Origin of the sequence: Frankia sp. BMG5.23, assembly GCF_000685765.2 — a bacterium.
Lineage (GTDB): Bacteria > Actinomycetota > Actinomycetes > Frankiales > Frankiaceae > Frankia > Frankia casuarinae.
This window is the reverse complement of the sequence record NZ_JDWE01000024.1, coordinates 12,952-32,271: the sequence shown is the minus strand read 5'-3', so window position 1 is coordinate 32,271 and position 19,320 is coordinate 12,952. Positions and strand designations below refer to the sequence as shown.

The 19,320-nt window shown below is 70.9% G+C and carries 18 protein-coding genes and 1 pseudogene; 8 read left to right on the top strand and 11 right to left on the bottom strand.

Features of this window, described 5'->3' with window-relative positions; translation table 11 throughout:
• Positions 1-84: 84 nt before the first annotated feature.
• The 3 genes from BMG523DRAFT_RS12725 to BMG523DRAFT_RS12715 form a co-directional block, all read right to left on the bottom strand.
• The gene (locus BMG523DRAFT_RS12725) at positions 85-357 is read right to left on the bottom strand and encodes a hypothetical protein (protein ID WP_330218913.1); all 273 of its coding nucleotides are present in this window, start codon (positions 355-357) and stop codon (positions 85-87) included.
• Positions 358-542: 185 nt separating this feature from the next.
• Positions 543-1,109 (bottom strand): FABP family protein, encoded by a 567-nt coding sequence (locus BMG523DRAFT_RS12720; protein ID WP_011434916.1) that lies wholly within the window; start codon positions 1,107-1,109, stop codon positions 543-545.
• Positions 1,110-1,262: 153 nt separating this feature from the next.
• Positions 1,263-1,481, bottom strand: a complete 219-nt coding sequence (locus BMG523DRAFT_RS12715; protein WP_023839833.1) for a hypothetical protein — start codon at positions 1,479-1,481, stop codon at positions 1,263-1,265.
• A gap of 205 nt (positions 1,482-1,686) precedes the next feature.
• On the opposite strand from BMG523DRAFT_RS12715, the gene BMG523DRAFT_RS12710 reads away from it, so the two are divergent.
• Positions 1,687-2,049 (top strand): DsrE family protein, encoded by a 363-nt coding sequence (locus BMG523DRAFT_RS12710; RefSeq protein WP_035729484.1) that lies wholly within the window; start codon positions 1,687-1,689, stop codon positions 2,047-2,049.
• A gap of 199 nt (positions 2,050-2,248) precedes the next feature.
• Here the strand turns inward: BMG523DRAFT_RS12710 and BMG523DRAFT_RS12705 are convergent, their stop codons facing one another.
• Both BMG523DRAFT_RS12705 and mshA read right to left on the bottom strand, forming a co-directional pair.
• On the bottom strand, positions 2,249-2,743 hold the full coding sequence (locus BMG523DRAFT_RS12705) for a YbjN domain-containing protein (protein ID WP_011434918.1): 495 nt from the start codon (positions 2,741-2,743) through the stop codon (positions 2,249-2,251).
• Between the two features lie 56 nt (positions 2,744-2,799).
• Positions 2,800-4,107, bottom strand: a complete 1,308-nt coding sequence (gene mshA / locus BMG523DRAFT_RS12700) for a D-inositol-3-phosphate glycosyltransferase (protein ID WP_011434919.1) — start codon at positions 4,105-4,107, stop codon at positions 2,800-2,802.
• 254 nt (positions 4,108-4,361) lie between these two features.
• Here mshA and BMG523DRAFT_RS12695 point away from each other — a divergent pair.
• Positions 4,362-5,156: pseudogene (locus BMG523DRAFT_RS12695) on the top strand (class I SAM-dependent methyltransferase); the annotation flags it as partial.
• Positions 5,157-5,249: 93 nt separating this feature from the next.
• Here the strand turns inward: BMG523DRAFT_RS12695 and BMG523DRAFT_RS12690 are convergent.
• The 4 genes from BMG523DRAFT_RS12690 to BMG523DRAFT_RS12675 all read right to left on the bottom strand — a co-directional run bounded on the left by BMG523DRAFT_RS12690 (position 5,250) and on the right by BMG523DRAFT_RS12675 (position 9,474).
• The gene (locus BMG523DRAFT_RS12690) at positions 5,250-6,203 is read right to left on the bottom strand and encodes an aldo/keto reductase (RefSeq protein WP_011434921.1); all 954 of its coding nucleotides are present in this window, start codon (positions 6,201-6,203) and stop codon (positions 5,250-5,252) included.
• Positions 6,204-6,320: 117 nt separating this feature from the next.
• On the bottom strand, positions 6,321-6,848 hold the full coding sequence (locus BMG523DRAFT_RS12685; RefSeq protein ID WP_011434922.1) for a hypothetical protein: 528 nt from the start codon (positions 6,846-6,848) through the stop codon (positions 6,321-6,323).
• A 169-nt stretch (positions 6,849-7,017) separates the two neighbouring features.
• A complete protein-coding gene (locus BMG523DRAFT_RS12680) occupies positions 7,018-7,815 on the bottom strand; it encodes a helix-turn-helix domain-containing protein (RefSeq protein ID WP_023839832.1) in 798 nt (265 codons plus the stop codon).
• Positions 7,816-8,244: 429 nt separating this feature from the next.
• Entirely contained in the window at positions 8,245-9,474 is a 1,230-nt protein-coding gene (locus tag BMG523DRAFT_RS12675) for a DUF349 domain-containing protein (RefSeq protein WP_023839831.1), read from the bottom strand.
• Positions 9,475-9,753: 279 nt separating this feature from the next.
• Between BMG523DRAFT_RS12675 and BMG523DRAFT_RS12670 the strand changes: the two genes are divergently transcribed.
• From BMG523DRAFT_RS12670 to BMG523DRAFT_RS12650, 5 genes are all read left to right on the top strand, one after another.
• A complete protein-coding gene (locus BMG523DRAFT_RS12670; RefSeq protein WP_011434925.1) occupies positions 9,754-10,659 on the top strand; it encodes a carbohydrate ABC transporter permease in 906 nt (301 codons plus the stop codon).
• Between the two features lie 152 nt (positions 10,660-10,811).
• Complete coding sequence (locus BMG523DRAFT_RS12665) at positions 10,812-11,621, top strand: carbohydrate ABC transporter permease (protein WP_235463119.1); 810 nt, start codon at positions 10,812-10,814, stop codon at positions 11,619-11,621.
• Positions 11,622-11,633: 12 nt separating this feature from the next.
• Positions 11,634-12,992 carry an extracellular solute-binding protein gene (locus tag BMG523DRAFT_RS12660; RefSeq protein ID WP_043591257.1) on the top strand — a complete coding sequence of 453 codons (1,359 nt, stop codon included), beginning with the start codon at positions 11,634-11,636 and terminating at the stop codon, positions 12,990-12,992.
• Between the two features lie 25 nt (positions 12,993-13,017).
• Complete coding sequence (locus BMG523DRAFT_RS12655) at positions 13,018-14,175, top strand: ABC transporter ATP-binding protein (protein ID WP_011434928.1); 1,158 nt, start codon at positions 13,018-13,020, stop codon at positions 14,173-14,175.
• 352 nt (positions 14,176-14,527) lie between these two features.
• Positions 14,528-15,877, top strand: coding sequence for a hypothetical protein (locus BMG523DRAFT_RS12650; protein WP_043591255.1), 1,350 nt, complete (start codon positions 14,528-14,530; stop codon positions 15,875-15,877).
• 28 nt (positions 15,878-15,905) lie between these two features.
• Here BMG523DRAFT_RS12650 and BMG523DRAFT_RS12645 read toward each other — a convergent pair whose 3' ends face one another.
• Positions 15,906-17,063, bottom strand: coding sequence for a folate-binding protein YgfZ (locus BMG523DRAFT_RS12645; protein WP_043591253.1), 1,158 nt, complete (start codon positions 17,061-17,063; stop codon positions 15,906-15,908).
• Positions 17,064-17,605: 542 nt separating this feature from the next.
• Between BMG523DRAFT_RS12645 and BMG523DRAFT_RS12640 the strand changes: the two genes are divergently transcribed.
• A complete protein-coding gene (locus BMG523DRAFT_RS12640) occupies positions 17,606-18,343 on the top strand; it encodes a phosphoglyceromutase (RefSeq protein ID WP_023839828.1) in 738 nt (245 codons plus the stop codon).
• A gap of 217 nt (positions 18,344-18,560) precedes the next feature.
• Here BMG523DRAFT_RS12640 and phoU read toward each other — a convergent pair whose 3' ends face one another.
• Entirely contained in the window at positions 18,561-19,208 is a 648-nt protein-coding gene (phoU, locus tag BMG523DRAFT_RS12635) for a phosphate signaling complex protein PhoU (protein ID WP_011434932.1), read from the bottom strand.
• Between the last annotated feature and the right edge of the window lie 112 nt (positions 19,209-19,320).

The following is a 19,320-nucleotide window of genomic DNA, read 5'->3' as shown; positions in this document are numbered from 1 at the left end:
GCGTTCCTTCGCCGGACGGGGACAGCGGGTTTCTTCCGCTGTCCCCGTGCTCACGTTGCCCCCGTGCTCACGTTGCCCCCGTGCTCATGCCCGGACCTGGCCACCGCGGTTGTTTCCCGCCGGTGACACGACGGCCGAAACGGTGCTCGCCGGTGGCGGAACCGTGGTCGCCGGTGGCGGAACCGTGGTCGGTACGGCGAAGGCCATCGGGCCGATCGAGAAACAGTGCAGACCGTTGTCGCGGGCAAACGCCACTGCGGAGCCCCGATCGGGGAACGGCGCGATGATCCGGTCGACCGCACGCTGGCCGGCGGCGGCGAAAAGGACGACCGCGAAGAGTACGTCGGACTCTGCCATCATGCGATCATGAAAGCGCATCCCGGGAAGGCCCGAACACGTTTTCGCGTGTTCCGTTCGTGGTCTGTCGTTGCGCGTGCGATGTCTTCCGCAAAGGCTCCGTCATACCGTGAATGAAGTGTGACTCTTGGTGGACGGGCACCTCTTGGTAGACGGGCAGCTGGAGACGCCTCCGCGGAGTCGGCTCAGTCGGACACGCGGTGCAGGCGCGCGGACAGGTGTGACTGCATCGGCTTGCCCTCGGCCTCCATGTCGATCGCATAGGCGAGATCGCAGCCCTCGACCAGGCCGTAGAGCCGCACCGACCGGGTGACGTCACGGGCGGTGGCGGTGCGGATCAGGACGTTGTGATCGAGATCGATACGGGTGCCGGTCACCGTGCCGACGTAGATCTCGGCGATGCCGAACGGGTGGGCCAGCATCACCTCGACGACCGGCTTTCCGTCCTCTCCGGGCTGGACCCGCCAGAACCCGGTCTCGGTCGCCAGCGGGCTGCCGGGCTCGCGGCCGTCCCGGGGCTCGTCCGCCCACCAGGTGTGCGACACGTATCCCAGCGCCGGGCGGCCGTCCGCGGCGAAGGTGATCTCCTGGCCGTAGTGGAATCCGTCCAGGCCCTCGTAGCCGCCGACCCCCTCGCCCCGCCAGGTCCCGACGAGGAAGGCCAGCGGTAGCAGGCTGGCGTGCAGATCAACGGTGCTCGTCGCCGTGTCGGACCGCGCCGATCCGGCCGCGGACCGCTTCCCGGCGCTCAACGCTGACCCTCGTACAGCTTGTAGACCACGTAACCGGAGAACCAGGCGATCAGGACGGACATCGCCACCAGAAGCCCGGTGAAGAAGTAGTGCAGCACGTCTGTAGCCTAGACGACGAGATCACGGGACTCCTCGTGGCCGTACCGGTCCTGGTCACCTCAGGCGCCACGCGGCATAGCTGCGCGCCAGGGCGGCTCGGTTCTGAGCGGCAAGGCTGTCCGACCGCGCCGCTCGCATGCTCCACAGTCCCGCCACGTGGCAGGCGAAGGCGGTCCCGTCCTCGTCGGTGCCGCCAGCCCAGCAGTCCAGCCCCGCAGCCCACTGCTCGGCCTGCTGGGGGGTATGTCCGGCGCAAATGAGACGGATCACCATGAACGCGGCGTCTACCCAGCCGGCCCCATGCGCCTACCTGTCAAGATGCTCCCGAACATGCATTTTTTATTTCATTACGATTCCATAGCCGCGGGCAGGCAGGACGGATGGGAGCGGCGGAGCGCTGGCCAAGTGGAAGCACGGGTCGTCGGACTCGTTCCTCGGCGGGACGCACGGGATGGGTGCGATTTGGCAGACTGGCACGATGGCCCGCCCGCTCGTCGTCAAGGTCACCGCCGGGACGGATGCGCCGGAACGGTGTTCCCAGGCGTTCACGGTCGCGGCGGTCGCCGTCGCCGCCGGTACAGACGTCTCGCTCTGGCTTACCGGGGAGTCCGCCTGGTTCGCGCTGCCCGGCCGGGCGGAGGAGTTCAGCCTGCCGGAGGCGGCGCCGTTGCCCGATCTGCTCGCCGCCGTCCTCGCCGGGGGTCGCGTCACCCTGTGCACCCAGTGTGCGGCCCGGCGCTCCATCGGCCCGGACGACGTCCTGCCCGGCGTCCGCATCGCCGGTGCCGCCGCGTTCGTCGACGAGGTTCTCGCGGACGGCGTGCAGGCCCTCGTCTACTGAGGAGCGCCCGGCCTGGACGCAACGGCCTGGACGCAACGGCCTGGACGCAACGGCCTGGACGCAACGGCCTGGACGCAACGGCCTGGACGCAACGGCCTGGACGCAACGGCCTGGATGTAACAGCCTGAACGCAACGGCCTGGGTGCAACGGGGACGCGTGAATCGCCGGGAAGCACCGCGTCCTCCTCGGGACCGGGTCTCATCCCGGCTTCGTGGCCGAGCCGGCGTCGGCGGCCAGCTTGGCCCGCCACGCCTTCTCCCGCTCGATGGCGGAGGCGAATCCCAGCGCTATCGCCGGGTCGAAGTTCTCGTCGGCGTAGGAGCCGACGCAGCCAAGGATGCGGTCGATCTCCTCCGCGGTGACCGCCAGCAGCGGGACCTGCCCGGTGAGGAAGATGTCACCGACCCGGTCGATGGAGAAGTGCACCCCATAGGTCTTCGCGTTGCGGCCGAGTAGGAATCCGTAGGTGCCCGCCGCGTTCTCCGCCGGGGCGCGCATAAAAAACGCCTCGACGAGCAGGGTGTGGTCCTGCACGACGAGCCACGTCATCGTGCGCAGCTTGTGTTCGCCCTCCAGCGTGACGAGGAACGAGCCGGTGTCGACATGGTCGTAGGCGAGACAGAGATCCTTAAGCGTGTCATCGATCACCACGTCGAGCCGGTTGCGTTCCGCTGCGTCGATGGGCGCCGTCATGGCTGGGGCCTCCCCGGTAGCTGGTAGACGATGCTGGTTCCGGCGGAGATCCTCTCTCAGACGGCGACGGCGGTGGGGCTCAGCGCGTGCCGGTAGCTGCGCAGCACGCCATGGGCCGTGGCCGACCAGCCGAACCCACCGGCCCAGGCCACCGCTCCGGCGGAGAGCCGGGCCCGCCATCGTGGTTGGCGCAGCAGCCGGTCCAGCGCGTCGGCATAGACGGCGGGGGTCCGACCGGAGACGAGCAGCCCGGAGACACCGTCGGCGACCGCGGTGCGCAGGCCCCCGACCGCCGCGGCGACCACCGGGGTGCCGCAGGCCTGGGCCTCGAGCGCGACGAGGCCGAAGCTCTCGCTGTGACTGGGGACGACGACGGCGGTGGCCGCGCGGTACCAGTGGACGAGTTCCTGCTGCGGGGCCGGCGGTTGGAAGCGGACGCGATCGGAGATCCCGAGATACGCCGCGAGCTTGACCAGGGCGTCGGGTTGTTCCAGACCGGATCCGCTGGGGCCGCCGACCACGGCGACGGTGAGCCGCGAGCGGCGGGCGGGATCGCGCCGCAGCAGTTCCGCAGCGGCGCGCAGCAGCAGATCGGGCGCCTTGAGCGGTTGGATCCGACCGACGAACAACAGCAGGTCGTCGGCGGGATCCACGCCGACGCGGGCCCGGGACTGCGCCATGTCACCTGGCCGGAAGACCTCAAGGTCGACGCCGGGCGCGACGACGTCGACCCGGTCCGACGCCGCGTCGTACAGATCGATCAGGTGCCGGTACTCGTCCGGCGTGGAGGCGAGCAGCCGGGTGGCCCCCCCGATGACCTCCTGTTCGCCGAGTAGCCGGCCAGGCGGCTCCGGGCGGTCTCCGACGGCCAGCGCGCCGTTCTTGATCTTCGCCAGCGTATGGGAGGTGTGCACGAGCGGGATACCCCATCGTTGTGCCACCGCGAGACCGACCTGGCCCGACAGCCAGTAGTGCGAGTGGATCACATCGAACCACCCTGGTTCGTGCCCGGCCTCGGCGCGCAGCAGAGCCGCGGTGAATGCACACAGCCAGGCGGGAAGATCCTCCCGGTGGATCTCCTCGAACGGGCCGGCGTCAACGTGGCGGACCGTCACACCCGGCAACAGCTCGGCCGAGGTCGGCAGCTTGCTGCTCACCGCGCGGGTGAACACCTCGACCTCCACCCCCAGCGCCGCGAGCTGCCGAGACAGCTCGACGACGTAGACGTTGAGCCCCCCGGCATCGCCCGTTCCCGGCTGTTCCATTGGTGAGGTGTGCATGGACAGCATCGCGACCCGGCTGGGCCGCCCGCGCCGTTCGGCCTCACCGCGGACCTGGGCGGCGCCACTTCTGATCAGACGCATCGAGCACCTCCGCATCCGCACGCCACCGGCGCCTGCCCGACACGACCAACCCTGCTGTGGACGAACACGTCTCCAACCGTTCTACCCGGCCGGTTGTCGGGTCAACTGTTGGTCTCCCCCCTTCGGGCTCCCGGCCGGTCCCTGGTCCGCCGGTCTGCCGGTCTGCCGGTCTGCCGGTCTGCCAGGGTGGATCCGTGACGAACTCCTCCCGTCGGGAGCCGCGGCTCGCGGCCGGACGGGCGCGTGCCCTCGGGATGCCCACCCGGGGTACCACCGCGCCGAACCGGTTGCGACGGATCGATCGCTGGACGCTCGACGCGGCCGCCGCGCTGCTGCGTGGGGCGGCGGATCCCCTGGTCGTCGATCTCGGCTTCGGCGCGTCTCCGGTGACCACGGTGGAGCTCTACGAGCGGCTGCGAACGGTGCGTCCGGGCGTGCGCGTCGTCGGCCTGGAGCTCGACCAGGACCGGGTCACCCGGGCCGCTCCGGCCGCGAGACCTCCCGGGCTGCGGTTCACCCGCGGCGGGTTCGAGCTTCCGCCGCCAGGGGAGCGCCCGGTGCTGGTGCGTGCCCTGAACGTGCTACGGCAGTATCCCGAGGCGGCGGTCCCCGGCGCGTGGGCGACGATGCTGGCGCGGCTCGCCCCGGGCGGGATGCTCGTCGAGGGAACCTGCGATGAGACGGGTCGGCGCGCCTGCTGGTTCGGTCTTCCGGCCCCGGGAGCGGCGCCGGCCTGGCTGCCGTCCGGCGCGCGGGGCCCGGCCGGGCCCACGCTGACCCTCTCCGCGCATCTGGCGAGCCTCGCCCGTCCGTCCGAGCTCGCCGAGCGGCTCCCCAAGGCGCTCATCGAGCACAACGTGCCCGGCCATGACGTCCACCGGCTGTTCACGGCCTTCGACCGCGCCTGGGAGCGGGCCGCGCCGCGGGCCGTCTTCTCCCCACGCCAGCGGTGGATCGCAGCCGTGGCGGATCTGCGGGCCCAGGGCTGGCCGGTCCGCGGCGACCGGCGGCGCTGGCGGCTGGGCGAGCTGACCATCGACTGGCCCCCGGCGGGCGGTTCGGGCGTTCTGCCGGTGCGGTGCGGGACGCCCCAGCGGAGATCTGACGGGACGTCCCGGATCGTGGATCCGTCGGTCCCGCGTTCAGTCGGCGGGACGGCGGGTCACGGCGATCTTGTCGAGCACCGCGAGGTCGTCCGCGCGGGGCTGCCACTGACCGGCCACGGCATTGGCGCGCACCTGGACCGGGCTGGTCGCGCCGGCGATGACCGAGGCGACCCCGGGCTGGGCGGCCAGCCCGCCGATCGTGACGTCCAGCAGTGACCGGTCCCGCTCCCGCGCAAAGGTTTCCAGGGCGTCCAGCCGGTCGAAGACCTCGTCGGTCAGCTCGTCCTGCCGGCCGGCCAGCCGGGTGCCGGGTGCCGGCACCTCGTCGCGCTGGTACTTGCCGGTGAGCAGGCCGTTCGCCAGCGGGTAGTACGGGATGACGCCGATGCCGTACTTCTGGGCGGCCGGCACGAGCTCTGCCTCCACGCCCCGTTCCAGCAGGTTGTAGTGGTTCTGCGCGGAGATGAAGCGGGTCGTCCCGGATGCCCGGGCGGTCCACTCCGCGTCGGCGACCTGCCAGGCATCGAGGTTGCAGGCACCGATGTAACGGACCTTGCCCTCCTTGACGATCTCATCGAGGGCCTCGAGCGTCTCCTCGATCGGCGTGAAGGCGTCCAGGGTGTGCAGCTGGTAGAGGTCGATGTAGTCGGTCTGCAGCCGGCTCAGCGAACCCTCGACCGCCTTGCGGATGTACCGCCGGGACGCCCGCGCGCTGAAGTCCTGGCCGTACATGCCGCCCATGTCGTTGCCGAATTTTGTGGCGAGGACGACATCGTCGCGGCGGCCTCGCAGCACGTGCCCGAGAAGCGTCTCCGAGCCGCCCTTGTTCCCGTAGGTGTCGGCGGTGTCGAAGAACGTGATCCCGGCGTCGAGCGCCGCGTCGACGACCGCACGGGTGCCGGTGAGGTCGACGCGCGAGCCGAAATTGTTGCAGCCGAGGCCGACGACAGACACCAGTAGTCCGGAGGATCCCAGCGGGCGATAGCGCATAAGTTAATACAACACATCGGACCACGGGCCCCGGACAGCAGGCCCCGGACCCGTGGTCGACCGGAACAGGTCAATGACCGTCCGTTGGTGATCCGGTGTGTCGATGTTCGCGGGCCGTTACTTCTCGGGGGCGGCCTCGGTCACGGCCCGGCCGACCGCCTCGGCCGCCTTGCGACTCGAGGTGCGCGCGGCGCGGGTCTGGCTCACTGCCGTCCGGGTGCGCTGCACCGCCTCCTCCGTGGCCGGGCTGCGCCGGATGCTCGCCACCCGCTTCTCGCCCCGGGTGGCGAAGCTGTTGTAGAGGTAGGTGGCGCGTCCCTGCAGGTCGGAGATCTGGGAGGTGACGGTGGCCGGCAGCGCACGCACGGCCGTCCCGACCTGGGTCGGAACCCGCGCCGCCTGGGTAGGCAGCGCGCCGACCCGGTCGGAGATCTTCCGAACCTCGGTGCTTGTGGTCGTCGGCAGGGCGAGCAGCTTCGCCACAGCGAGATCCGCCGCTCCCACCGACGCGTAGAGCGGCTTGCGCACCTCCGCCAGCGGAACCCTGACTTCGGCCCTCGCCTCGGCCGTGTCCTCCTGGGCCTGCGCGCTGACGCGGGCGGTGGGACGGCTGGCGGGGCGGTTCGTCGTGCGCGTGGTGGCCATGATGTCTCCCTCGGTTCGAAGATTCGTTGATTTCGTGTAGAGATTTCCTGTTAGCGCCTCGTCGCCGACGGGTGAAAGGTCGGGTAAATGATGTGAGGGTCAGGATGGTGATAGGCCGTACAGGAACGGAGTACCGCTTTCCTTTTCGTCGCGGTCTCCGCCGGTCGATCTAGGTCTGATCGACCGGGTTGTCGGTGGTCGGCTGCGGAGCCGGTGCTGCCGGTGCTGCCGGTGCTGCCGGTGTGGGTAGGGACGCGGGGGGAGCGCCGGTGATCGGACCGCTCTCGGTCCTCGTCGCCGCCGCCGGTTCGCCTCCCGTGGCCTTCGATCGCCTGGTGCGGCCCGGGGCGGTCCCCGGGGACGGCTTACCCGTACCGTCCGACGAGGCCGACCGCGCCGCGGTGGTGGTGCCGCCCCGGGATGTCGCCGACGCCTGTCGGGCGGATCTCCGTTTCGTCGTCGGCTCCGCGAAGGTCGCTCCCGCGGTGGCGGCCGGACCCCGTGCGGATGCCGAATCACCGATGGCGGCCGGACCCGCGGTCGGGGCGGCGGGCTCGCCGGGGACGAACCCGCGCGGCCCGGCCTCGGCGTCGCTGTCCGGGTGGCCGCGGCCGGCCCGCGCCGCGATGGCGTTCTCCCGGCAGAACGCCTCGTAGATGTCGAGCACGACCTGCTTCTGTCGTTCGGACAGGGATTCGTCCGCCAGCACGGCAGCCATGACGTTCTCTTCGCCCTGCCGTTCCTCCAGAATTCCGGCCTGCACGTAGAGCACTTCGGCGGAGATGCGGAGCGCCTTCGCGATCTGCTGAAGAATCTCCGCGGACGGCCGCCGGAGGCCTCGCTCGATCTGACTGAGGTAAGGGTTGCTCACCCCGGCCTGCTTGGCGAGTTGACGAAGGGAGATCTGTGCGCTGTGCCGCTGATCGCGGATGAAATCGCCGAGATCGCGCACATTCAGGGCCGCCACCGGGTCGAACGCCTCCTTCGCCGGAGGGCGAGGCGGGTTGCCGCGCCCATGGCGGGCGCCCCGCCATCCGTGAACCTCGGCATACGGCTGGACCCCGCGGCCGAGGACTCCGCGGACTCCTCGGACTCCGCGGACGACCGTCCGCCGAGAGCCCGCCGTCCGTGGACGCTGCGATTCAGGGGAGGCCATGCTGCCTCGGCAAGCTCCGGTCGGCACGGAAACGAGTGCGCCGCCACAACACATCACCAACGCAGTCGACGATACGTCGGGTTGCTAACTCTGGCAAGCGGTCAGTTAGCGCTCTTTGGACGTGTCCGCCCCGAGGTGCACCACCTGGTACTCCGCGGACCTTCGCCCCTTCGACCACGGCGGATGCCGCAGTTCCCCGTTTTCGGGTCCATACGAAGCGCCCGCGCCTGCCGGCGCGGCTCAGTCGTTGTGGGACTGTCCCTCGGCTTGGGCCAGCCAGGCCCGCTGGGCGGCGAGGGCGGACTCGGTGTCGGCGATCTCCTTGGTGCGTCCGGCGGCCTGGGCCCGGGCCAGCTTCGCCTCCAATTTCGCGACGGATTCCCGCAGCTTCGTCACGAATGGTGAGGAAGCGAGGGAGCGCTGGGCCCAGCGGGCGTCGGAGGCCTCGCGCAGCTTGTCGCCGATGGCCGCCATCTGCCGCTCCAGGGAGCCCGCGACCTCCCGGGGGACCCGTCCGATCTCGTCCCAGCGGTCCTGGATCTCCCGGAGACGACGCAGCGAGCGGTCGGTATCGGCCGGATCCAACGCCGTCGCCTCGGCCAGCAGTTTCTCCTTCTTGACCTGGTTTTCGCGCAACTCGGCGTCGCGCTCGGCATTGGCCTCGTTGCGGCGGGTGAAGAAGGCGTCCTGCGCCGCACGGAAGCGGTTCCACAACGCGTCGTCGATATCCTTTGCCGCGCGACCGGCGGCCTTCCAGTCGGCGAGCAACGCCCGGTAGCGGGCGGCCGTGCCGGCCCAGTCGGTGGAGTCGGACAGCGCCTCCGCCTCGGCGATGATCGCCTCCTTCCGTTCCCTCGAACGGGCCCGCTGCGTGTCGAGGGCGGCGAAGTGCGCGGTCCGGCGGCGGGTGAACTCGTCCCGGGCCGTGGCGATGCGCCGCCACAGCGCCGAGTCGGTGCGCTTGTCCAACGAGCCGGCGGCGCGGAACTCCTCGGCGAGCGCGCGGAACCGCTCCCCGGCGGTCTTCCACTCCGAGCTGCGGCCGAGCCGTTCGGCCTCGGCGACCAGCTGCTCCTTGGCCGCGGCGATCCGGCCGGCCCGCTCGGCCCGCTCGGCAGCGAGCGCGGAGCGATGTTCCTCAGTGGCGGCGACCACGGCCTCCAGCCGCGTGCGCAGCGCATCCAGATCACCGACGACCGCGGCCTCGTCGAGGGAATCGAGCAGCCGCCGTGCGCTGCCGACGATCCCGGCCGGATCGACCCCGCTGACCGTCAGCCGCCGCTCGAGCAGCTCGACCTCGGCGGACAGATCGTCGAAGCGGCGCTCGAAGTGGGCCAGACCCTCACGGAGACTGCCGGCCCGCCATGATCCGACGGCACGTTCGCCGCTGGCCGTGCGAACGAAGACCGTGCCGTCATCGGCGACACGCCCCCAGGCGGAGGCGTGGTCGGGCTCGCTGCGGTCGCTCATGGTGTTCCCGAAGATCGACTGACGTTTCCTGTCATTCTTGCAGGCGTTGGCCGTTGAGGGGACAGCCGCCACGGATCGGTCACCACGATTCGCCGTCGACCGGGTGCGGCGCGTGGGCCGTGGGGGTCGATCCGAGTCGTTGGCGGTGCCGCCTGGGCCGTTGGCGGTGGCGCGGGGGATGTGGACGGACCGGACGGCACGTGCAGGCACCGGCTGCTCCTCCGCGGGAGCCACCCCCGTACCGGCATCCCGGCACAGGTGGGGCCAGGATGCATAACTGTGACGCGTGAGGCGGGTGATAGCCGGGCGGGCTGGCGAGCCGGGGTGTTGTTGCTGCCGGCGTTCGTGGGACTCGGTGTTTTCGTCATCGGGCCCGCATTGGTGTCGGCGTTCATCGCGGGCACGGACAAGACCCTGACGGGACCGCGTTTCGACTGGGTCGGCACGGCGAACCTGCGTACCGCTCTCTCCGACGCGGACCTGGCCGGCGCCGTGCGCAACACGCTGCTGTACTGCGCCCTCACGGTGGTACCCGCGATCGCGATCGGGCTGGCGCTCGCGCTGGCCGCCGAACGGGTGACCCATGGCCGGGCGCTGGTGCGATGTGCGCTGTTTCTTCCGGTCAGTGCGAATATTGTGGCCATGGCGGTCGTGTTTGCCTACATGTTCGACAGCAGCCCCGACGGTCTCGCGAACACCGTCGTCGGGCTGTTCGGGGTGGCTCCGGTCGACTGGCTCGGCGACACCTCGACCGCGTTGCCGGTGGTGGCCCTCGTCGGTGGTTGGCGGCTGACGAGCTTCGTCTTCGTCGTCTATCTCGCCGGGCTGACGGCGATCCCGAGATCGGTGTACGAGGCGGCGGACGTGGACGGCATCCACGGATTCGCCCGGCTGCGTCACATCACCCTGCCGCTGCTCGCCCCGACGACGATCTTCCTGGGGATGTTCGTCACCATTCTGACCCTGCAGACCTTCGAAACGGTCGCGGTGCTCACGAAAGGTGGCCCCCTGGACTCCAGCACGACGATCATTTACTACATTTACGAGGTCGGATTCACTGGATCGTTCCGCATCGGATATGCCTCGATGATCGCCCTGATGCTGTTTGTCGTGATCGTGGCACTGGGTGCCGCTGGTGGGCTGCTCGGGCGCCGCATCCGACGCACCCGGGAGGCCGCCGCGTGAGCGTCGACACCTCCAGTCCGGCGTCCGGGCCGACGCCCCGTGGCCACGCCGTGCGGCGAGCCTCGCGTCGGCGGGCCCCGCAACCGGGATCGGCGCCGGCGCCGATCCCGGCATCGCGGCGCGGTCGCCGCCGGTCACCGACCGGACCGACGATCGGGCGTCTCGTCCTGCTCACGATCGGCATCGTCGCGGCCGTCCTGCCCTTCGTCTGGATGGTGCGGACCGCCGTTGGGCCACGGCAGACCGCGCTGGCGCTGACGTCGAACCCGATCCCGTCCAGCATCGACCTGAGCTCGTTCGACCGCGCCTGGTACGCCGGTGATCTCGGACCTGCCCTGCTCACGGGGGTGGCGGTGAGCCTGGCGATCCTCGCGTTGCAGCTCGCGACGGCGATCCCGGCCGCCTACGCCTTCGCCTGTCTGCGCTTTCGCGGGCGTACGGCAGCCTTCGCGGTGGTGCTCGCCACCCTGCTGGTGCCGACCCAGATCACCGCCGTGCCGAACTACGTCACCATGTCCGCGCTCGGACTCGCTGACACCCGGGTCGGCCTGGTCCTGCCGTTCATGACACACGCGGCGATGATCTTCATGCTCCGGCAGTACATGAGCACCATCCCGGGGTCGGTCCTGGAAGCCGCGCGGATGGACGGGCTCGGTACCTGGCGGACGCTGTGGACGATCATCGTGCCGCTCGCCGCGCCCGCGATCGCCTCCGTATCGGTGTTCAGCTTCCTGTTGTCGTACAACGAGTACCTGTGGCCGCTGCTGGTCGCGCGGTCGCCGGACATCGCCACCCCGCCGCTGGCGCTCGCGCGCCTGATGACCGACTCCTCCTCCGTCATTCCGGACTTCACCGAGCTCGCCGCGGCCGCGCTGATCATCAGCCTGCCGTCGCTCGTCGTCTTCGTCGCCGCCCAACGCCGTCTCGCCGCCGGAATTACCGGTACGGGTGCCGGTGCCTGAGAGGAAGAACGTGTGATCCGTATTCGCCGAATACTGCCGCTGCCCGTCGCCGCCGCGATGATCATCCTGACCGCGTGCGGCGGCGGTGGTGACGCGAGCCCGGCAGACCCCGCGGAGAGCCTGCGCCCCACGGCCCGTCCAGCCGACGCCGGCGTCGACAACGTGGCGGGCGCCAAGGCGTCGCCCGCCTGCGTGGCCCAGGTCAAGACGCTGCGGATGTCCGCCGTCGGCACGCTCAACGACGTCGCGAAATCCGGCAAGGCCTATCTGGAGAAGGCGCATCCCGGCCTCACCGTGGACCTCAACACGAGTGCGCCGGACTACACCTCCCTCGTCCAGCAGATCAGCGCCGACCGCTCGGCCGGCCGTTCCGTCGACGTGGCGGTCGCCGGCTTCGACCTGCTCCCGACCTTCGCCCGGGACCTCGGCGCCCAGGAGCTCTCCCCGCGCCTGCTGCGCGCGTCCTACGACCAACGGCTGGTCGGCCTCGGGCAGGTCGCCGGGAAGCAGATCGGCATTCCCCAGCAGGTGTCGTCTCTGGCCCTGGTCTACAACCTCGACGTGCTGCAGAAGGCCGGCGTCGATCCGGCGACGCTGGGCACGACCGACGGGGTGATCGCCGCCGCTGACAAGATCAAGGCTTCGGGTCAGAATATCCAGCCCCTCGACCTGCCGACCGGCCAGCAGTTCGGGCAGTGGATCCTCAACACCCTGGCCAGCTCCAAGGGGACGCCGATCCAGGACGCGAACGGTCGGCCCGCCCTGAACACCCCGGCGGCCCGCGAGGCCGCCGCGTTCCTCGCGAAGGCCGCGAGCTACGGCACGCACTCCGCCGATCCGACCCAGCAGGGCCTGCTGCGGTTCGGCATCCGCCGGCAGACGGCGATGACCGCCGTGACGGTGGCCTCCGTGGCCGGCGGGCTGAAGTTCATCGCGGGGCAGGGGACGAAGGGTTTCCGGGCCGGCGCGGTCCCGTTCCCGACTCTGCCCGGCGGGACCCAGCACCCGGTCGCGGGCGGCAACGCGCTGACGGTCCTGTCCACCGACCGCTGCCAGCGGGAGATGGCGACCGAACTGGTCGTGTCGCTGCTTTCGCCGGACGTCGTGGCCGCGAGCACGGAGGCGTTGAGCTACATCCCGGTGGATACTCAGGCCGTCAGCCAGCTCGGGTCGTTCTACGAGACCTATCCGCAGCTCAAGCCGTTCAACGCGCTCATCCCCTCGCTGGTGAAGGCGCCGGCTTGGAGCGGGGCCCGCGGCGGGGAGGTCCCGAGCGCGATCTCGGACCAGGTGCAGCGCATCCTTAAGGGCGAGGACCCGGTCAGGGCCCTCGCCGCGGCCCAGAGCCAGGCTGTGGAACTCACCCGTTGACCGGCGGACGCCGCGGGAGAGACCGATGACCCGGATCACGGAACCGGCCGACGGACCCGCCGTGGTGACGGCCGCCACCGCGGGGGTGCCGATCGAGATCGACGGGCTGGGCCGGTCGTTCGGCCCGGTCCATGCGCTGCGCGACGTCACGCTGACGGTTGCGCCGGGGGAGATCGTCGCGCTGCTCGGACCGTCCGGCTCGGGCAAGTCGACGCTGCTGCGGATCTGCGCCGGGCTCGAGGAGCCGACGTCGGGTGATCTGCGTTTCGGCGCGGTCAGCCAGCTTGGCGTCGCACCCCACCGCCGGGACGTGTCCATGGTCTTCCAGCATTTCGCGCTCTACCCGCATCTGACGGCGCTGGAGAACCTCACTCTGGCGTTGCGTCACGGCCGCGGCCTGCCGAAGGCCGCGGCGGTGGCCCGGGCCCGTGAGACGCTGGACATGCTCGGCATCGGTGAGCTGGCAGCTCGCCGGCCCGCGAAGATGTCCGGGGGCCAGCGCCAGCGGGTCGCGATCGGCCGGGCACTCGCGACCCGGGCCCGGGTGATCCTGTTGGACGAGCCGATGTCGGGGCTCGACGCCCAGCTCCGGGTCGATCTGCGGGTCGAGATCGTGGGCCTGCTGCGCCGGCTCGGCACCACCGCCCTGTTCGTCACGCACGACCAGGCCGAGGCGATGGCGGTCGGTGACCGGGTCGCGGTGCTCAGCGGCGGCCGGCTGCAGCAGATCGGGACGCCCGACGAGATCTACGACCGGCCCGCCACGCGCTTCGTCGCGGCGTTCATCGGCAGCCCGCCGATGAACGTCCGGGAGGGACGCTGGCATGACGGCCAACTGCACGGGGACGGATTCGCCCTGCCCGCCCCCGCCGGCGCGACGGCATTCGGAGTCCGGCCCGAGCACCTGGTCCTGGTGGCGGCGGCTTCCACTGGATCGGGATCGGTACCGGCGGACGCCGTGGTGGCGCCGGTGGCGCTGGCGTCGGACGCGCTGCGGGTAACCGGTGAGGTCGTGGTGAGCGAGCGGCTCGGGGCGGAGCGGACGGTGTACGTCCGGACCTCCGCCGGGGTGCTCGCCGTCAGGGTCGACGCCGCTGAGGTGCCCGGCGTGGGCATGCGGGTCACCCTGCGCGCACCGCTGTCCACCCTGACCTTCTTCGACGCCGCCGGCGCCCGGATCTGACGCGGCGCGGCCTCGATCCGCCGCAGCCGTCCCCCCTCCCACCCCGCGCGTCCAGTCGGATCGGCGCCGCGTGAATCGCGGAGGGGCCCTCCCCGTGGGCCTGTCCCCGGCTGCCCGACTCGGGAGAATTTCTGACCGGTCGACGTGGTCGCATTCGGTCAAAAAAATATAACACGCTTTTTTCGGACGCTCGGCGGACATGCGTGCAATCAGGGCCCGCCAGTGGTCCGGGAGTGACCTCTGTGCACGCATCGCACCGGAGTCGTCTCTTGGAGCACCAAGATGTCGCGACATAGCGTTAGTAGGTACTCACGGAAGTGCCCCTGGAGATGCGACTGCGAGGAGATCGTCGATGCTGACGGATAACGCTCATGCCTGCACTCATCCGCTTGCGTTCATCCGAGCCCAGCGCGGGTGGTCCTACCAGCGTCTGGCGCGGGTCGTGGCCCGCCGCGCACGTGACCTCGGGGTGGCGAACATGGCCGCCGAGCGGCAGAAGGTCTGGCGCTGGGAGCACCGTGGGGTCGTGCCCGACCGGGTGTCCCAGCTCGCGCTCGCCGCGGAGCTCGGCGTGCCCAACGATCGCCTGGAGTCGCACCCCTGGCCCGCGTGGCTACCGACCGGCGACGCGGTGCGCACCGAGTACCCGTGGACGCCGGGTGGCAGCATAACCTCGATCATGGACGTCGTCGAGGACGCGCTCTCCGACCGCCGCGGCTTCCTGACGATCACTGGGACCGGGGTGGCGGAACTCGCGACGCAGTGGCTCGGCATGGAACCGGCCCGGCTGGCGGCGGCCCTGAACGGGGGACGGGTCGACGACCAGATCGTGAACCGGATCGAGCACAACATCCCCGGGCTACGGGTCATGGATGAGCGGCTCGGTGGGGAGAGCGTGCGCCGGCTGGTCGACGCCGAGCTCGGCGTGGTGGCGGACCTGCTGGCGCGCGGATCCTATACCGAGCACGTGGGCCGTCACCTGCATCTGGTGGCCGCGGAGCTCGCCCGGTTCGCGGGATGGGTCTCGTTCGACGCCGGCTTCCAGACGGCCGCCCAGCGGTACTGGATCACCGCGCTGCATGCCGCGCACGCCGGCGGGGACCGCATGCTCGGTGCGAACGTGCTGAAGAACATGTCCCTGCAATGCGTGGACTTCGCCCGCCCGCGGGAGGCGGTGGATCTGGCCGAGGCCGCCGTGGCCAGCGCCGGGGTGGCGTCCGGTCGCGTCGGCGCCATGCTGCACATGCGGCGGGCCCGTGCCCATGCCGCGCTCGGGGAGGCCAGCGCCTGCGCGCAGGCGCTGGCCTGCTCGGAGGAAGCGATGGTCACCGCGCGGCCTGAGGAGCCCGCCTGGTCGTCCTACTTCGACGAGGCCGAGTACCAGGCGCAGATCGGCAGCTGCTACATCGATCTCGGTCACCTCGCGCAGGCGGACCGGTGGCTGGAACGCTCCCTGGCGGTCCAGCCGGACTCCCGGGCCCGGGACCGGGCCACCTACCTGCTTCGGTGGGCCGCGGTCCAGATGGATCTCGGTAACGTCGATCACGGGTGCGAGCTGACCCGCCAGGCCCTGCCGATGCTGGCGGCGACGCGATCCAAGCGCAACGCCCGCCGGGCCGACGAGCTGCGCCGCCGGCTGCGGCGGCACGGCACCGACCCGGCGGTGCGGGAACTCGATCAGATCCTCGCCCGGACTGTCTGAGCCGGCCGGAACCCGAGCCGGCCGGGAATCAGGAACGCAGCCGCCCGGCGGGACGCTTCGGCGCCGTCGTGGCTGGCTCGTCGTCCGGATCGATCGCGGCGGCCAGCGGCGCGCCGTCGGGATCGGCGACGACGAGGGAGGCATCCGTCGGCACGGACCGCTTGATCACCGCCAGGGCGATGGGGCCGAGTTCCTCGTGGACCTCGGAGCTGCCGACAAACCCGACCTCGCGCCCGCCGACCGTGACGGTGGAACGGGGCGCCGCCACCGTGCCGTCGAGATGCAGCAGCACCAGCCGCCGCGGCGGGCGACCGAGGTTGTGCACCCGGGCGACGGTTTCCTGCCCGCGGTAGCAGCCCTTGTCCAGGTGCACGGCGCTCGCCAGCCACCCCACCTCGTGCGGAATGGTGCGATGGTCGGTCTCCCGGCCGAGCCGGGGCCGTCGGGAGGCGATGCGCATGGCGTCGAAGGCGGACAGCCCGGCCAGACCCGCCCCGGCGGCGCGCAGCCGCTCGACGGTGCCGGTCAGGTCGGCCCGGCCGACGAGGAGGTCGACGCCGTGGGGCATCCGCCGGACCAGCGTGCCCGTCCCGGTACGGCCGACCGGGTAGGGACCGGTGATCGGCGCCCCGACCGGGCCGGGTGCCTGTGGTTCGGGCAGGCCCGGGCCGGGCGCGCCGTCACCCGGCCCGCCCAGTGCCGCGGCCGCGACCTGCGCGGCCCTTGGCCCGAGCACGCTGAGCACCGCCGTCACCGCGCCGAGGTCCGCTGGCTCCACTCGGAGCATGAAGCGCATCGACTCCAGGTAGCGCAGCAGGATGCCGCCGGTGCCGGGCTCGACGTCCACCCAGGTGGACGTGCCGTCGTCGGCGAGGACGAGATGGTGTTCGACGTGGCCGTGCGGGGAGAGCACCAGCGCCTCGGTGCCCCGCAGCGCGCCCAGCGCGGACAGATGCTGAGAGGTGATGCTGTGCAGCCAGGAGAGCCGGTCGGGGCCGGAGACGCGCAGCACGTCCCGATGTGATCTGTCGACGACGGCGGCACCGCCGCGCACCGCGCGCTGTTCCCGTAGCGGATCGCCGTAGTGGGCGGCGACCGCGTCGTCTTCGGCAGTGCCGGCCACCGCACCCGGCAGGCCGAGCAACGGGGAGAGCGAGGCGGGCGTCGTGAGGGACCCTGCGGTCATGGGACTCAGTCTAGGTCCCCGTGGCGTGCCTCGGCCGGGTCCGCGCACGGTTCGGCTGTGGCCCCGGGCCCGCGCGGGTGGCCTGGCTGTTCCGACCGGCCGGTGTCAGGAGCGTCCCATCAACGCGCGCGGAAAAGCCGTTGCGATGCGCCCCTGGGTCCGCGTAGCGTCACGGGTACACGAGAAGGGAGGTGGTCCAGGCTTTGTATGCTCATAGGACTCGTGAGGTGGCTGTCCGCTAGCCGGTCTCGTGGTCCTCACCTCTAGCCGGGTGGCCCATGGGCACCGGCACCGGCGAGAACCAGGCAGACACCCGACCCCCGGGCGCCGTCGCAAGTCCCGACGGCCCGCCTCCGCTTCGCGCGGCGGCGGAGCGCCCGGGGGTCGTTCAGTTCCGGATGAATTCCTGTCGTGCCGCCGGATTCCTGTCCTGCCGCCGGGTGACAACCGGTCGCCGGCACGACCGGCCCCGAGCCGGGGAGTCACAGGCAACAACCGGCAATGCTGGCCGAGCGGGCCGCCGAGCGGGCAGGATCTCGGGTATGCCGACGCTCGTCCTGCTCCGCCACGGTGAGAGCATTTGGAACCGCGAAAACCTGTTCACCGGCTGGGTGGACGTTGATCTTTCCGAGAAGGGTGCCAAGGAGGCCACTCGCGGGGGTGAGCTGCTGCGGGAGTCCGGCGTCCTGCCGGACGTGGTGCACACGTCCCTGCTGACCAGGGCGATCCGCACCGCCTGGCTGGCGCTGGATGCCGCCGGGCGCACCTGGGTTCCGGTTCGCCGCACCTGGCGGCTCAACGAGCGGCACTACGGTGGCCTGCAGGGCCTGAACAAGGCGGAGACGCTGGAGAAGTTCGGCGCGGAGCAGTTCCAGCTCTGGCGTCGCTCCTATGACACGCCGCCGCCGGAGATCGGTCCGGAGCAGGTCAGCGGGGTGGACGAGCGCTATGACGACCTTGCCCCCGACGTCATCCCGCGGACCGAGTGCCTCGCCGACGTCGTTGCCCGGATGCTGCCCTACTGGTACGACGCGATCGTGCCGGACCTGCGGACCGGCCGTACCGTCCTGGTGGCGGCGCATGGCAACTCGCTGCGCGCCCTGGTGAAGCATCTCGATCACATCAGCGACACCGACATCGCCGGGCTCAACATCCCCACCGGCATCCCGCTGCGCTACGAGCTGGACGACCAGCTGGGTGTGGTGAGCTCGGGGTACCTCGACCCCGACGCCGCGGCGCTCGCCGCGGCCGCCGTCGCCGCGCAGGGCACCAAGAAGTAGTCAGAAAAGCAATCAAGAAGATAGTCGAGGCTAAAAATAGTCGGGACTATAATCATATAGTCCCGACTGAGTCATATAGTCCCGACCGGCCCGTGCCATCATCGCGGGCCATCACGGGCAGCCGCCGTAGCGCCGGCGGGATGCACGCGGGGAACCGTCGGGCCGTGCGTGGGGGCCACGCCCGCGCGAGACCGGGGGCGGATCTCCCCGGGTGCCCTCACGCGCCGCTGGAATCCCCGGTGACCAGGTAGAGCACCCGGCGGGCGACCGAGACCGCATGGTCGGCGTACCGCTCGTAGTAGCGGCCGCAGAGAGTGATGTCGATCGCCGCCTCCATCCCGTGCGGCCAGGGCTTCTCGATCAGTATGTGGAACAGGGCGCGGTGCAGCCCGTCCATCGCGTCGTCGTCGGCCTCCAGCTGCTTGGCGAGGTCGGTGTCCCGGCTGGCGATCACCGATCCGGCCTTCGCGACGATGCGCTGCGCGACCTGCCCCATCTCCAGCAGGGTCGCCCGGAGCTCCGGCGGGACCGCCCGGCCCGGGTAGCGCCGGCGGGCGACCTTCGCCACGTGCAGGGCGAGGTCGCCCATCCGCTCCAGGTCGGCGACGATCCGCAGCGTGGCCACCATCATCCTCAGATCGGTGGCGACCGGGGCCTGGCGGGCCATCACGTCGAAGGCCCGCTCCTCGATCTCGTTGCGCAGCAGGTCGACCGTCTCGTCTCCGCTGATGACGTTCTCGGCGAGTTGGAGATCGGCGTCGAGGAGAGCGGTGGTGGCCCGGGCCATGGCCGAGGCGACCAGGTTGGTCATCTCGATCAGGGACCGGTTGATGCTGTCGAGTTCGTCGGTGAAGGCGTCCCGCACGGACGGCTCCTTCTCATTCGGTGGGGGATCGAGGGGTCAGAGATCCTGAGGGATTGATTCGATCATGGTGCTTCTGGGTACTTGCGTCGCTCCGGTTCTGACGATGATGCGG